Raw genomic sequence first — 15,836 nt, 5'->3', positions numbered from 1 at the left:
ATATTTATTTGTTAAAACATACTGCTATTAAAAACAATGAAAGTTATAACCACCGAAGAGTTTGCCAAAGCCACCAAACTGGATAAGTTGAAAATGCCGGGCCTGGCCGCTTTATTGATGGAACTAATGAAAATAAACCAGGTTAACGACCTGTTTGCCCAGGCACAGCCCAAGCAAGGCCCCGACTTTGTTGATGCCATATTAGAAGGTTGTGGTATTGATGTTGAGTTTGATGAACGTGAGTTGCGCAACATCCCTAAAGACGGGGCATTTATCGCTATAGCCAATCACCCATACGGTGGTATTGAGGGTATGGTGTTATTAAAAATCCTGTGCATGGCCCGCCCCGATTCAAAACTGATGGCCAACTTCCTGCTTAAAAAAATCCCCAACCTTGCCGACTATTTTATAGCGGTAAACCCTTTTGAAAATGTTGAACATTCATCAAGCATAAGCGGCCTAAAAAACACCCTTGAGCTATTGAAACAGGGCACCCCAATAGGTATTTTCCCCGCTGGCGAGGTATCAACCTTTAAAGTTGAGCAAAAACAGGTGACCGACCGTATGTGGCACCCGGTTGTAGGTAAGATCATTGCTAAAGCCAAAGTGCCGGTGGTTCCTATTTATTTTCATGGTAACAACGGCCTGTTGTTTAATCTGCTCAGCTTATTGCACCCTGCCCTACGCACAGCCAAGCTACCGTCAGAGTTGTTTAATAAACACGGGCATACCATTAAACTACGGATAGGTAAGCCCATTAACGTAACGGAGATTCCGGAGTATACCAATACCACTAAGCTCCTTAACTTTTTGCGCGCACGTACCTATGCTTTAGGTACCGGCCTGGAAGAGGAAAAAAATCTTCAGCCCTCGAAACCTGTTTAAGATCAAACGCGAGGCCGAAGAGGTTTCTCCTGAAATAGATAGTGCCATTCTTGAAAAAGAAATTGAGCCGCTTCGCGAAACCTATAAGGTTTGGACTGAGAAGAACTACGAGGTATTCATCGTTCCGACGGCAACCATCCCTAATGTGATACGGGAAATAGGCAGGCTGCGCGAGATCACTTTCCGCGAAGTTGGTGAAGGTACAAACAAAGCTATCGACCTTGATGAGTACGATATTTATTATCATCACCTTTTTATTTGGGATTTTGAGGCTAAACGCATAGTTGGAGCTTATCGAATTGGCCTGGGCGACGAGATATTTTACAGTGTCGGCAAAAAAGGTTTCTACGTAAACGAGCTGTTTAAGCTTAAAACCCAGTTTATACCTGTACTACGCCGCAGCCTTGAACTTGGCCGTTCATGGATCCGCAAAGAATACCAGACCAAACCACTCCCCCTTTTCCTGCTCTGGAAAGGGATCCTGAAATTCCTGATCGATAATCCACGCTACCGCTACCTGATAGGCCCGGTAAGCATCAGTAACTCCTTTTCTAAGTTTTCCAAATCGCTTATTGTCGATTATATTAACCGCAATCACTTTGATCATGAAATGGCGCAGTATGTTAAACCGCGCAAAAAGTTTAAGGTTGATTTTGCTAAAATTGATACCGACCTGCTCATGGCCGGTGAAGACAGCTTTAAAGGTCTCGACAACCTGATATCAGAGGTGGAAACCCGGAACATGAAAGTACCGGTATTGCTCCGTCAGTACATTGCCCTAAACGCTAAGATCATCAGCTTCAACATCGACCCTAAATTTGCCGACTGCCTGGACGGTTTCCTGGTACTCGATCTTGAAAAAGTACCGCAGGATATACTGGATAAGCTTGGTAAAAACTTGTAGTAAATCTTCAATCCATAGAAACAAAGAGACACCGGCTGGCCGGCTCTTTTTTATAGCGATATTAAATCATTACCCAAAGCAAAACGCCCCCAATATTTATCGGGGGCGTTTTTATTAACTATATGTTGTTTTACAATTACCAGCTGTAGCGTACACCAAACTGCATTTGCCAGCGTGAAGCGAACAAATCAACAGAATATGGTATACCAGGGTTAGTGAAGTTGTAAGTTGGGTATGATGCAACATTACCGTTTTTAACAAAAGCAGGGCCGCCGGATGCTCCAGGCAGTTTGCTTACTGGTGTTAAACCAACACTTGCTGAAGAGTTGAATGTGTTTGCTGAGAAGTAATATTGTCCCCAGCTCTTATTCAATAAATTGGTAAGATTGATGATGTCATAAGTAAATGTGATCATCTGCTTGTGTTTACCATTACCAAATTTAAAGTCTTGAGTAAAGCGGAAGTCTAATTGATTATTCCAAGGTGTAAAAGCAGCATTACGTTCAGTAAACTGACCACGACGTGAACTTAAATATTTGTCAGCATCAACATACGCATTAAACGCAGCTAACTGTTGTGCAGCAGTTTGTACTACCACACCATTTTTCACCTGATCAACAATCATCTTAGCTGCCTCATCTCTGGTTGGAATATAAGCCAAGCTTAATTGCTGACCTGTTCCGTCGATAGCGTTTGGATAGGTATCCCAGGTATATGGGTTACCACTTTGCGCGCTAAAGAAGAAAGTAAAGTTAGCTGTATAGTTGTGCCCGGCATCCCAATCATGTTTAAAGTTCACGTTTGATACGATACGGTGACGGATATCAAAGTTTGAATTGGCTAAACCCGGATTATTAGGGTTCAAAGCCTGGTTCAATTGCCAGTTAGACTCCATTGAGTTACGGATACCATTGGTAACATCTTTTGAATGACCATAGGTATAGGCAACTGAGAAGTTTAATGCACTCTGCTGATCAAACTGGGTGAATTTTGCTACCTGTACAGTGGCGCTGTAACGGTAACCTTCGCTTGTGTTTGATAACAAATAAGCATTGGTATATTTTGAGTTGATTCCCTTGTTAATAAATATAGGCTGCTGGTGCTGGGTATCATAAGGATAATAAGTTACGCTATCCTTAGTATTTACCTGCTGAAATTTCAAGTCATGAATAACTTTGGTATAAATACCTTCGGCAGTAAATTTCCACTGGTTGTCCGTTGTATAATCAACAGCTAAACTGCTTCTCCATACCTGTGGCATTTTGAAGTTGTTATCAATCATATCCACCTGGGTAGAACCGGTAGAACCAGTATTAAAGTTACCTTGTTGATTAACAAAGTTTAAACCACCATTAGATGGCGCTTGCACGGGGTTAGTACCGGCTGTAAACGGACCTGCAGATGATTTTTTATCATAAGCACCGTAAGTAGCACCGTTGTTATAAAACGCATAACCAAACCATGCAAACGGAACACGACCAGTAAAGAAGCCGCTACCACCGCGCAAAATAACACTTTGATCACCGTTTGCATCATAGTTAAATGATACGCGTGGGTTCCACTCTATATTACCCAGGTAATTTTGTTTGATATCTTTAGGTTTGGTATAGGTGTAGGTAGTGCCGTAGTTTGGATCAACCGGAGCGTTGGTTGTTTTATCACTCAATGGCTGTTTGTTTGGTACACCAGCATAATCAGCACGTAAAGCTACTGTCAATTTGAAATTATCAGTTAACTGAATATCATCCTGACCATATAAGCTCAACAGGTTAACTTTAAACTGAGCTGAAGGGTGCGCTAAGATATAATCGCGTGTGTTATCAGTATAGTTAAAGTTGGCACGTACACGTGCTGGAGCATTATTAATAAAATCTTCAATACTGTTATAAGCAATACGACCATTCCACGAATTCACAAAGTTATAAGTGATGTTGTAAAACTCATTGTGCGTACCAAATGTAAACGTGTGCTTTCCTTTTGTCCAGGTTAAGTTATCAGTAAACTCAGCTGTTTTCTGGTGCATATCAAATATAGCAGCCTCGCGGTCGGTACCCATGAATATAGTTGTACCAGGAGTACGGCCGGTGATTTCGATTTGCGGTAAAGCAGGGTTTGAGTTAGGATCACGGTAATCGTGAACAGCTGAATAGCCAAGAACCAGGCTATTGCTCAGGTTACCGTTAAATCTTGATTTTAACTCGGCAACGGTTGAAGTTGAGTTATTATGTGAAGTGTAATCAATACCACTGAAACGGAAGTTTTGCTGATCGCGCTCTAAGTTAGTAGCCTTTGAGCTGATGGTATTGTTACGGATAGTTAACTGGTTATGATCATCGATATTCCAATCCAAACGGTTAAAGAATTTGTTTGAGTTTGAGAAAATCGTGGTATTGTTATATGTACCCGGATCCAAACCGCCTGTAAATGTTTTAAAAGCAGTAACTAATTTATCACCATCGGCCTGACTTAGTATATTAGACGCGCCGTTGTGATCAAGACCACGGATAACAGGATCCTGCCTGCGGGCAATTTCTTCGTTGGTAAAGAAGAATAATTTATTTTTAATAATAGGGAAGCCTAAACGGATACCGCCCTGATAATCATGAAAATCGTTCAGTTTTGAACCATCGCCACCTAAAGCAGCTTTGGCATTGTTAGCGCCAACCATGAATGAGCCACGACCGTAACCATAAACAGCGCCACTAAAATCGTTTGTACCGCTACGGGTTACAGCGTTTATACTACCACCTAATACGTTACCGATTTTGATATCGTAAGGGGCAACATAAACCTGGATATCCTGGATAGCATCAAGAGAGATAGGGCTCGTACGGGTACTGCTGCCTACCTGGCCTGAAGCATTGTTCTGACCACCTAATGAAGGGCTAAAACCAATCGCGTCGTTATTGATAGCACCGTCAAGCGTTACGTTGTTATAACGGTAGTTGGTACCCTGAAACGAGTTATTGTTACTTTGAGGGGTGTTTCTTGTTAAATCCTGTAAGCTGCGGTTAATTGACGGAGCAGTACGGATCTGGTTTTGACCTATACGGGTACTTGCACCTGTTTTAGCTGGACCAGCAGATGCTTTTACTTTAACTTCCTGCAAGGTTGTCGTTTCATCCTGCAGTATAAAGTTTAAAGTAGCATTACCCAACTGGAGAGTAAGGTCGCTTTTTTCGTCTTTTTTGTAACCGATAAAAGTAGCAGTTACGGTGTAAGGACCACCCGGGTTAATGTTATTAACCGAGAAACGGCCCTCGCCGTTGGTTTGTGCACCATACCTGGTACCTGTGCTGGTATTAAGTACAGTAATGGTTACACCCGGAAGAGTGGTACCTTTTTGATCTGTAACTTTACCGGTAAGTACCGAGGTGGTGATCTGAGCGTTTGCAACGCCCCCAACCCCAATAATTATTAGTGTTAAAATAATAAAGTAGAGCTTTTTCATTTGTGAATTTTTATTGCACAAAATTGCCCTACCAATGTTAATTCTACATTAACATCAGATTATTATATTAACAACTACTTAATGATTTCTTCTTTACCTGATACAGGCCCCTGAAAACCAATAAAAAAATACTGATTATCAATAAAATACAAAATAAATACCCCAAAGTATTAAGCTTTTATATATCGCCTATAGGAGATAAATTACACAATTATGTTCGTCACAGCTAAAAAATGCCCCTATTATATAGTATTTAAAGGGCAACGGTAACGAGCATTTTAACAAATACTTAATACGCAAATAATTAAAATCAATTTTTGATTCTCAACTTATTGAGCAATTGATTCAGCAAGTATACGGGCGCTACGGCTAATGATTTAATGTTGAGTCCGTTTGCTGCAAACTGCGGCTCACGGCTATTGCCGATAAGTAACGCGCTTGCAGAGGGAATAAACGCAGAAACACATAATAGCCACATAACGGGCCCTCCCGTTTGCTGCCAGGTTACAAGCTCCATTATACCGTAACTAAATCCTAATAAAATAAACAGGATAAAGTAAGATATAATTGGCGACAGCTTTAAATAGTAATAAATAGCAATAGCTATAACAAATGAAGCCCAATTAAAATAGCCATTGTAGGCTCCTAAAAAGCCCAAATGAGGAAAAGGAATAGCCCAGATCAATCCAAAGAGACTAAATGCCAAAGTTGGGATACAGATATAGTGTATAATTTTGTTAACCCTATCCTGGTGAGCATCTTCATATTCCCTGAAATAACGATCCACGGGGCGTTCATCAATATTTGCAGTAGTTTTAACTGCTGCCTTCTGTTTGGTATTTGCTTTTGCTGCCACGCTGTAAAAATAAAAAACCCCTTCGGTTTTGTGCCGAAAGGGTTTCGTTTAATTTTATAATGATTACTTGGCAAATGCTACCGAACGGGTTTCCCTGATAACGGTAACTTTAATTTGACCAGGATAAGTCATTTCTGTCTGGATCCGGTTTGAAATATCAGCAGCCAAAACTTCTGATTGCGCGTCGCTGATCTTTTCACTTTCAACAACCACACGTAACTCCCGGCCCGCCTGTATCGCAAATGTTTTCTCAACACCAGGATATGACAATGCCAGTTCTTCAAGTTCTTTCAAACGTTTAATGTAGCTTTCAACAACCTCGCGGCGTGCACCCGGACGTGCACCTGATATAGCATCACAAGCCTGGATTATCGGCGATAACATTGAGGTCATCTCAATTTCATCATGGTGGGCACCGATAGCGTTGCAAACTTCAGGATGTTCCTTGTATTTTTCGGCCAGTTGCATACCCAAAATAGCGTGAGGCAGTTCAGGATTATCATCAGGTACTTTACCAATATCATGAAGTAAGCCGGCACGTTTTGCCATTTTAACATTCAAGCCAAGTTCGGCAGCCATGGTGGCACAGAAATTGGCAACCTCACGTGAGTGCTGCAACAGGTTTTGCCCATATGATGACCGGTAACGCATACGGCCAACCATCCGGATCAGTTCGGGGTGTAAACCATGAATACCCAAATCAATTACAGTACGCTCACCTATCTCAACAATTTCTTCTTCTATCTGCTTTTTGGTTTTGGCAACTACCTCTTCAATACGTGCCGGGTGGATACGTCCGTCGGTAACCAAACGGTGCATTGCCAAACGGGCTATCTCGCGCCTTACCGGGTCAAAACCCGAAAGGATGATAGCCTCGGGGGTATCGTCAACAATGATTTCGATACCTGTTGCGGCTTCAAGTGCACGGATATTACGCCCTTCACGGCCAATGATCCGTCCTTTGATCTCGTCGTTTTCAATATTGAAAATAGACACTGTGTTTTCGATAGCGCTTTCGGTAGCAGTACGCTGAATAGTTTGAATAACTATTTTCTTAGCCTCTTTAGTAGCAGTAAGCTTAGCCTCGTCAACAATATCCTTGATCTGGATCATCGCTTTGGTACGGGCTTCCTCGCGCAGGGTATCAACCAATTGGTTTTTGGCATCATCGGCCGATAGGCCGGCAATAGTTTCCAACTGTTGAATGTGCTGATTTTTAAGATGCTCTACCTCGTCTTGCTTTTTAACAACTATCTCGGTTTGTTTTTCAAGATTTTTACGGGTGTTATCAAGTTCGCTCTCCTTGCGGTTAACATTTTCCAGGCGCTGATTTAATGATTGCTCTTTTTGTTTAACACTATTTTCGCGCTGGTTAACAGCATTGTTTTTATTGTTTACTTCCTGTTCATGTTCAGCTTTCATTTGTAAAAACTTCTCTTTGGCTTCAAGCAGTTTGTTTTTCTTAAGGATCTCGGCATTATTTTCAGCGTCTTTTAAGATCTTTTTCACTTTATTCTGAGCCGATGTTTCCTGGTCTTTAAAAAGCTTTAATAATAGGAAGCGACCTATGAGCACGCCAATGATGGCGCCTGCCAGCAGGCCGATGATGACGTATAGTAATATGTCCATTTTAGGTTTGGTGGTGTTATATATGTATGTAAATAAAAAAACCGCAACTAATTTTTAAGTATCATGTATTTAAAACCTCATTTCGGATATTGGGGACCATGGGTTGGTTAACGTTAATCGCAACTAACGCATGCCTCTTGATCCGCTTAATATTGAAGCGTTAAGTTTTTAATAGTGAAACCTAAAATTTAACTGCGGTTAAATCTTAATGTGCTCTTGTATATTTATGTAAAGAACGTTTATTACTTCGAAAAAAATTCGGTCAACAAATGATCTAAATGATAAACTTTTTCAGTCACCTCTGTATCCTCAACGGTAACTTTCTTTTCCGCCTTCAATGATGATGTTGCGTAATGCAGCACACACATTGAAAGTAAATCCTGCTTATCCCTAACCGCATAATTTTCCTGATACTCTTTTATCCGGTCGTTGATCAGCTTAGCCGCCCTGCGTATTATTTCTTCTTCCTCCATGTTAACCTTTAAGGGGTAAACACGGTCAGCAATATTTATTTTTATTGAGATTTCTCCCATTTGAGCTTTTCACTTTTTGTACTATTTTTTCAATAATACAATACACTTATCTATTTCCTGCACAAAGTCGTTAATTTTTTGCTTAATGTCAACACTTTTTTCATTTGTTTCAGAAAAAGACTTGGCAACTTTAACAACTTTTAATTTTTCTTCCAGTTCTTTTGTCTTGGCCTTACTGGCGTTAAGAGCTACCGTAAGTGCCTCACTTTCCAGTTTTAAAAGGTCATTTTCTTCCTGCAAAGCAGCGCACAGTTCAATCAGGCGCTCGGTTTTATCTACAATTTTATTTAACTGCTCTGCTAATGAAGGCATCTTCAATTACTGAATTATTGATTTATTGAATTACTGAATTTTAATTTCTAAATCCGAAATCGAAATTCCGAAATCCGAAATTACTTCCTGATCTCCGCTCCGGCTTCTTTTCCTAAATTATAAATTAATTTCTGCATAATAGAATCAATTGCCTTATCTGTTAACGTTTTTTCCAGATCCTGGATGATAAAGCTTAAAGCATATGACTTTTTACCGGCAGGCAGCTTATCGCCCTGGTAAACATCAAACACATCAACTTCCTTCAGCAATTTACGCTCGGTGCGCAGTGCAATTTGCTTTAACTGACCGAATGATACGCTTTGATCTATCAGCATAGAAAGATCGCGCCTAACAGCCGGGAATTTTGAAACCTCCTGGTAAACAATCTTATTTTTACGGATAGCTGCCAGCACAAGGTCGAAATTAAAATCAGCATAAAATACCTCTTTGTCAACATCTGCCTTTTTTAAAGAAGCTGAAGCTACCGACCCAAATTTCACCAATTGCTTACCATTCAACATGTATTGAATGCCAAACGACATTTTTTTGCAGGTTGCATCCTCAACTGTAAAGTTACTGATGTTCAGGCGCTGCAAAATACCATCAACCACAGCCTTGATATTATAGAATGATACAGGTTTTGATTTCTGGTTCCATTGTTCGGCAGTATTAGCCCCGGTGATGAAAATACTGAAACGTTGTGTTTCGATGTACTTATCATTTTCCAGCTTGTATACCTTACCAAACTCGTAAAATTTCAAATCCGGGCTACGGCGGTTCTGATTATAGGTTATGGCTTCCAAACCAGAGTACAGCAACGTTTGGCGCATTACATCCAGATCGCTGCTCAGTGGGTTCAGAATCTTAACAGCAGTATCCAGGTTATCCGAATAGGCGGATTTGGTAAGCGAGTTGGCCAGGATCTCGTTAAACCCATTTGCGCTCAGCAAATCAGATAACTGATTTTGAACAGTATCTTTCTCCGGACGAGATGGAGTTATTTAGGGATGCCCTAATCTGTGTAGGGATTTCGATGTTGTTATAACCATAGATCCTCAGGATCTCTTCAACCACATCCACATCGCGGGTAACATCCACACGATATGGAGGCACTTGTAATGATAATGAATCCGCAGTTTCATTCACTATCTTAATATCAAGCGCCGTGATAATACCTTTGATCTCATCATGGCCAATCTTTTTACCAATCAGCTTATCAATGGTATTATAAGTGATTTCCACAGCAAACGGCGCAACCGGGGCTGGGTAATGATCAGAAATCTCTGACGACACCTCGCCACCCGCAACCTGCTGAATCAATAATGCCGCACGTTTCAAAGCAAAAACGGTCATGTCCGGATCGGTACCACGCTCAAACCTGAATGAAGCATCAGTTTTCAAACCATGCCTTTTTGAAGTTTTACGAACAGATACGGAATTGAAATAAGCACTCTCCAGAAAAATATTTTTAGTTGATTCTTTAACACCTGATTTAGCACCGCCAAATACACCTGCTATGCACATTGGCTCTTCGGCATTGCCAATCATCAGGTCATCGGCAGATAGTTTCCTGTCAACATCATCCAAAGTTTTAAATATAGTGCCTTCAGCATAGTTTTTCACCAACACTTTACCACCGGCTATTTCATCGGCATCAAAAGCATGTAAGGGCTGACCAAGCTCATGCAGTACATAATTGGTAACGTCCACAATGTTATTGATAGCCCGCACGCCAATAACAGCCAAACGCTCCTTTAACCATTGCGGCGATTCCTTAACTTCAACACCGCTGATGGTTAAGCCCGAGTAACGCGGCGATGCCTGCTCATTCTCTACAATAACCTTAATAGTACGACTGGTGTTATTAACTTTAAATGCGCTTACATCCGGCTTATTGATGCCCATTTTCAGGAAAGCGGCAATATCCCTTGCTGTACCCAAATGCGAGGCCGCATCGGCACGGTTAGGGGTTAAGCCTATCTCGTACATGTAATCGTCGTTCAGTTTAAAGTATTCTTTAGCAGGAGTACCCACAGGCGCATCCTCCGGCAATACCATAATACCAGCATGGCTGGTTCCTAAACCTATCTCGTCCTCAGCACAGATCATTCCATGAGATTCTTCGCCCCTGATCTTTGATTTTTTGATAGCAAAAGGCTCGCCGCCGGTTGGGTAAACAGTAGTACCTACTACAGCAACTACCACTTTTTGCCCGGCAGCTACGTTAGCAGCGCCGCAAACAATCTGCAGGTCTTCCGCTCCACCAACATTAACTTTGGTAACGTGAAGATGATCAGAATTGGCATGGTCAGTACATTCCTTTACATAGCCAATCACCAGGCCTTCCAGTCCGCCGGGAACAGCCTGCACCTTTTCCAGACTTTCAACTTCCAAACCGGTACCGGTAAGGATGATGGAAATCTCCTGGGGCGTTTTATCAGTATCAATAAATTCTTTAAGCCAGTTATAAGATATTTTCATTATTCCGAAATGATAATCGGCAAAGATATAAAGATTTCGGATGTTGGGATTGGTTGATTTCGGATTTCGAATGTTCGATTTCGGATTTATTTGAATTTCAATTTCAGAATTTTGAATTGGGATTGTTTTAATCAAATCCGATCAGGCACTTCACTCAGCTTTAACAAGTCCGAAATAGCAAATTCATATAATTCCTAAAATCCGAAATCGAACATTCGAAATCCCAAATTAAAAACTACATCAACCCTTCATCGGCCAAACTTAAGTAGCCGGCATCGGTAATGATTAAATGATCAAACACACCCATGTCCAGCATCCGGCCGGCGGCGCTTATTTTTTTGGTGAGCTGGATGTCTTCGTTACTGGGTTTCAGATTACCCGATGGGTGGTTATGCACCAGTATGAGGCCGCTGGCCTGGTATTGCAGGGCTGAGTAAAAAATGATCTTCGGGTCGCATACCGTAGCCGACAAACCTCCTTTACTGATCAGCTCCTTCCCTAATACTTTGTTGGAACGGCCTAATAGTATGATCCAGAATTCCTCGTGGTTCAGGTCCATCAAATGACGGCGCATAATATTGTAACCATCCCTGCTTGACGTGATCACCTCAATGGCACCCGATTCAAATTCATTACGGCGGCGACCGATTTCCAGCGCGGCAATAATAGATATAGCTTTGGCTTCTCCTATCCCTTTAAACTTGGATAATTCGGCTATGGAAGCCTTACCAAGCTTGTTCAGGTCGTTATCATAATGGCGCAGGATGCGTTTACTCAGTTCAACCGCACTTTCGGTGCGGCTGCCCGAGCCGATAAGGATGGCGATCAGCTCGGCGTCGGTAAGGGCGCGGCGCCCTTGTCCGCTAAGTTTTTCACGCGGGCGGTCTTCCTCAGCCCATGATTTAATACTGATCTTGCTTTCGTAGTTTTCCACGGCATTAAAGTATGAAAAAGCGCCAAACAAAAAAGGGACAGCGTTGGTACACTATCCCCTTTGGTATATTTTAAAAGCTGAGATTAGCTTAAGCCGTTAACAAATTTAGTAAGCTTTGATTTATTGTTCGAAGCTTTGTTTTTGTGAATAACGTTCTTTTTAGCTAAACGGTCAAGCATTGAAATCACTTTACCCAACAGTGCAGAAGCATCAGCTTTGGTAGTAGTGTTTCTTAATTTCTTAATAGCGTTCCTGGTTGTTTTAGCCTGGTACCTGTTGCGCAGACGCTTCGCAGCGTTTGCCCTGATTCTTTTTAATGATGATTTATGATTTGCCATCTCGTATAGCTTGTTATTCTTTTCTACTTATTTTAAGGACTGCAAATATAGAGTGATTAAATTTAATATGCAAGTGGTTTTTTGATTTATATTTCCGGATGATTAGATTGATAATGTGATTGATTACCTGAACCCTTAAGACGTGAAGACCTCTCAAATTAACAAGCTGTTAACCCCGCATTCACGAAGTGTTCATACAACACAATGATTTTTGCTGCGTTACTATTAATTAAAACTATTGCGTTTATGGTCACCAACAGCACCACCAGGTTCAGCAACCGGGTTGAAGATTATGTAAAATACCGTCCCGGCTACCCCGACGAACTTGTTAAGTTTTTACATGACGCTTACGGCTTAACACAGGATAAGCTCATTGCCGATATTGGTGCAGGTACAGGGATCTCCACCGCATTGTTCCTGAAAAAAGGCTACCGGGTAATTGCCATTGAACCAAATTTGGAGATGCGCGAAAAAGCTATCGAGTTACTCGGTTCATATAACGGCTTTATCCCCCGAAACGGCACTTTCGTATCGGTGAAACAATTGCACCCTGGTATTATCTAAAAAGCAAACACCATGACTTAATTAATACTACTTAAACATGATATACTGGATCATTATTATAATACTGCTGCCTTTTATATTTATTTTAATAAGCCATTTAAAAAGCAAAGCCCAACAAAAAAAGAAACTTACCGAAATAAAAGAACGCTGGGGCAAACCCATAATTGCAAGCAGAAATTTCAAACCGGTCAGCACCTACCTTACAGCTTATGGTAGCGTAAGCGAGATCTCTGCCGATACGGCCACCGACCTTGACATCGACAGCGTATTTGAATTTATTGACCGTACCAATTCAAAACCCGGGCAACAATACCTATATAAGCAATTACACTCCCCGCAAATTTCAGAAGAGTATTTTGAAACGCTTGAACAGCGGATCGGCAATGTCAACGCCGATAAAGAATTGAGAGAGGCAGCCGAGCTTAAATTATCTGAGTTAGGGAACAATGATGCCTACTACTTACCAGAGCTTTTTAAGAAACCGCATCATTCCATGTTTCCGGCAATTGGCAATTTTTATATCAGCATAGCGCCGTTTTTGATCATTGGAGTGGCATTTAGCCTTTTTATTGTTCCCAACCAGTTTATGCTTTTGCTATTGCTGGTATTAATGATAGCCAATGTAGTTATTCATTACAGTAATAAAACCCAGATGCTGAACTACACACATTCGCTACCGCAGTTGTTGGTTTTATTTAAGGTATCAAATTGGCTTAAGAACCACACTCTGCTCAGGGATGATGAAAGTACCCGCCTCAGTATGGCTAATATGGACAAACTCAAAAAGTCGTTAAATTATATCACCCTGCAAAATAAAGCCGCTATTGACCCTACCGATATTTACTACCTGGTTACCGAATGGTTAAAAATGTTCCTGCTTATTGAGCCGCTGGTATTTATAAAATCCATCACCAAGGTAAACAAATACCTTAGTGACATTAAAGTTGTTTATGAAGCGGTGGCTGAGGTTGATGTTGCCATTTCCATCCAATCGGTACGTGATGGCGCAGCTCATTATTGCAAACCTCAACTTACAACCGGCGATACCCATATCATTATTAAAGATCTTTATCACCCGCTTATTGAAAACTGCGTGTCAAATTCTATCGCTATAGATAATACACAAGGCATTTTGGTAACAGGTTCCAACATGTCGGGTAAAACCACTTTTATCAGGGCTATTGCTATAAATGCTTTGCTATCGCAAACCATTAACACCAGTTTTGCTACAGTATACCAGGCTCCTCCGCTCAAAATATTTACCAGCATTGATATGACCGACGATTTGGGCGATAATAAAAGCTATTTCCAGGCCGAAGCTTTTGCCGTTAAAAATATAGTAGCACAAACCATAGCCAGCAAACCCATAAACAGCCTTGTAATCATTGATGAAATTTTCAGGGGTACAAATACCATTGAACGGATAGCCGCCGCGAAAGCCGTACTAAGCTACTTTATTCACAATCAAAGCTTCGTTTTTGTATCTACACACGATCTGGAACTGGCCGAATTATTAGGCAGCGATTACAAAGTTTTCTCTTTTGAGGAAGTGATTGGCGATGACCGCTTGGTATTTGATTATAAAATTAAAGAGGGATTGCTCAAAAACCGAAATGGCATCGCGGTTTTAAAAGGCGTCGGTTTCCCGGAGAGTATTATTGATGAAGCCAATAAGGTAAGCAGCCAATTAAGGGAGAAGTATAATTTAAAACTCCCCTTTAATTGCATCTTTGCCTCATGAACCGCCGCATAATTTTAAGCATAACTGGTACCTGTTTAATCATGTTATGCTCATCATGGGGATTCTTTGCACATTATCGTATTAACCGGCTGGCAGTTTTCACATTACCGAAGGCCATGTCTGGTTTTTACAGGTCCAATATCGATTATATAACCGAACATGCCGTAAGTGCCGACAAACGCCGCTATGTTGACTCATCAGAAGCGCCGCGCCATTTCTTTGATGCTGACCGTTATGGCAAAAAACCCTTTGAGGCTATGCCTAAAAAATGGAAGGATGCCGTTGCCAAATACTCAAAAGATACCATCATTAAATACGGCACTGTTCCCTGGACCATTCAGTACCAGTATTACAGGCTGGTACGCGCTTTCAAAGCCCATGATACAACGTCTATCCTCAATGCATCTGCCTATTTAGGGCATTATATTGCCGATGCGCACGTACCGCTGCACCTAACCCAAAACTACAACGGCCAGCTTACGGGGCAAACCGGCATCCATGCCCTTTGGGAAAGCCGCCTGCCTGAGTTATTTGCCGATCATTATAATTACTACGTTGGCAAGGCCCGGTATATTGAAAACCCATTGAATGAAGCATTCCGTATATGCAAGGCTACTTACAAAACCGTTGATACAGTTTTACGTTTTGAGCGCATCCTGAACAAAACCTACCCGCAGGACAAAAAGTACGCGTTGGTACAGCATGGCAAAAAGCAAATTACCGATTACTCCGTGGCCTATAGCCTGACTTATCACAAAATGCTGAAGGGGATGGTGGCAAGGCAAATGCGGGCATCTATTCTTTCCGTGGGTAGTTTCTGGTACTCGGCCTGGGTTGATGCAGGGCAGCCGGACCTGAGCAAGCTTATCGCACAGCCTTTAAGCATCGAACAAAAGGCAAAGCTTCGGCAAGAAGAAATGCTTTACCGATCAGGCAAAGCATTAATAATAAAATAGTTAACAATCAAACCCGGCAGCCTTCCCCTGCCTTCTTTATATTCTCCGCATCAGCTCCACGAAAACAGCGAAAGGGATAACGCCGGCTATCACCTTTCTTATCTGAAACAATTGTAACATGGCAGCATAATCAATCATTAAAAATATTCCTGCCTCATCTGCTTCATTTCCCGTTATCATGGTATTTATACGCAATTTTTCCATTAGGTATTTATACGCTATTACCCGGTTTACAACCCTCCTAACTTAGTT

General features: G+C 41.5%; 11 protein-coding genes and 2 pseudogenes. 4 read left to right on the top strand and 9 right to left on the bottom strand.

Features of this window, described 5'->3' with window-relative positions:
- Positions 1 to 36: 36 nt before the first annotated feature.
- A pseudogene (locus ACRQ5D_RS13655) lies at positions 37 to 1,789 on the top strand (lysophospholipid acyltransferase family protein).
- A gap of 136 nt (positions 1,790 to 1,925) precedes the next feature.
- Here the strand turns inward: ACRQ5D_RS13655 and ACRQ5D_RS13650 are convergent.
- From ACRQ5D_RS13650 to rpsT, 8 genes and pseudogenes are all read right to left on the bottom strand, one after another.
- Positions 1,926 to 5,240, bottom strand: coding sequence for a TonB-dependent receptor (locus ACRQ5D_RS13650; RefSeq protein ID WP_091173683.1), 3,315 nt, complete (start codon positions 5,238 to 5,240; stop codon positions 1,926 to 1,928).
- A 310-nt stretch (positions 5,241 to 5,550) separates the two neighbouring features.
- The gene (locus ACRQ5D_RS13645; protein ID WP_091173688.1) at positions 5,551 to 6,096 is read right to left on the bottom strand and encodes an Mpo1-like protein; all 546 of its coding nucleotides are present in this window, start codon (positions 6,094 to 6,096) and stop codon (positions 5,551 to 5,553) included.
- A 63-nt stretch (positions 6,097 to 6,159) separates the two neighbouring features.
- Positions 6,160 to 7,725, bottom strand: coding sequence for a ribonuclease Y (gene rny, locus ACRQ5D_RS13640; RefSeq protein ID WP_091173692.1), 1,566 nt, complete (start codon positions 7,723 to 7,725; stop codon positions 6,160 to 6,162).
- Positions 7,726 to 7,967: 242 nt separating this feature from the next.
- Positions 7,968 to 8,258: a cell division protein ZapA gene (locus tag ACRQ5D_RS13635; protein WP_090529762.1), complete on the bottom strand. Its 291-nt coding sequence runs from the start codon at positions 8,256 to 8,258 to the stop codon at positions 7,968 to 7,970.
- A 21-nt stretch (positions 8,259 to 8,279) separates the two neighbouring features.
- Positions 8,280 to 8,570, bottom strand: coding sequence for a hypothetical protein (locus tag ACRQ5D_RS13630; RefSeq protein ID WP_091173696.1), 291 nt, complete (start codon positions 8,568 to 8,570; stop codon positions 8,280 to 8,282).
- A gap of 80 nt (positions 8,571 to 8,650) precedes the next feature.
- Positions 8,651 to 11,051 (bottom strand): annotated as a pseudogene (gene pheT, locus ACRQ5D_RS13625) (phenylalanine--tRNA ligase subunit beta).
- Positions 11,052 to 11,286: 235 nt separating this feature from the next.
- Positions 11,287 to 11,985 carry a RadC family protein gene (gene radC, locus ACRQ5D_RS13620; protein WP_091173703.1) on the bottom strand — a complete coding sequence of 233 codons (699 nt, stop codon included), beginning with the start codon at positions 11,983 to 11,985 and terminating at the stop codon, positions 11,287 to 11,289.
- Positions 11,986 to 12,068: 83 nt separating this feature from the next.
- Positions 12,069 to 12,323, bottom strand: coding sequence for a 30S ribosomal protein S20 (gene rpsT / locus ACRQ5D_RS13615; protein WP_090529771.1), 255 nt, complete (start codon positions 12,321 to 12,323; stop codon positions 12,069 to 12,071).
- A 246-nt stretch (positions 12,324 to 12,569) separates the two neighbouring features.
- Here rpsT and ACRQ5D_RS13610 point away from each other — a divergent pair, with 246 nt between their 5' ends.
- The 3 genes from ACRQ5D_RS13610 to ACRQ5D_RS13600 are packed head-to-tail and all read left to right on the top strand — an operon-like array spanning position 12,570 to position 15,584.
- Positions 12,570 to 12,887, top strand: coding sequence for a hypothetical protein (locus tag ACRQ5D_RS13610; protein ID WP_143020859.1), 318 nt, complete (start codon positions 12,570 to 12,572; stop codon positions 12,885 to 12,887).
- Between the two features lie 37 nt (positions 12,888 to 12,924).
- Entirely contained in the window at positions 12,925 to 14,628 is a 1,704-nt protein-coding gene (locus ACRQ5D_RS13605; RefSeq protein WP_432329223.1) for a MutS-related protein, read from the top strand.
- Positions 14,625 to 15,584 carry a zinc dependent phospholipase C family protein gene (locus ACRQ5D_RS13600; RefSeq protein ID WP_432329221.1) on the top strand — a complete coding sequence of 320 codons (960 nt, stop codon included), beginning with the start codon at positions 14,625 to 14,627 and terminating at the stop codon, positions 15,582 to 15,584. The genes ACRQ5D_RS13605 and ACRQ5D_RS13600 overlap by 4 nt, the downstream gene beginning before the upstream one ends.
- Before the next feature lie 36 nt (positions 15,585 to 15,620).
- Here ACRQ5D_RS13600 and ACRQ5D_RS13595 read toward each other — a convergent pair whose 3' ends face one another.
- On the bottom strand, positions 15,621 to 15,788 hold the full coding sequence (locus tag ACRQ5D_RS13595; RefSeq protein WP_431199808.1) for a hypothetical protein: 168 nt from the start codon (positions 15,786 to 15,788) through the stop codon (positions 15,621 to 15,623).
- Positions 15,789 to 15,836: the final 48 nt, after the last annotated feature.

Origin of the sequence: Mucilaginibacter sp. P25, assembly GCF_050859465.1 — a bacterium.
Lineage (GTDB): Bacteria > Bacteroidota > Bacteroidia > Sphingobacteriales > Sphingobacteriaceae > Mucilaginibacter > Mucilaginibacter gossypii.
The sequence above is the reverse complement of the archived record's forward strand: the minus strand, read 5'-3'. Positions and strand labels throughout refer to the sequence as shown.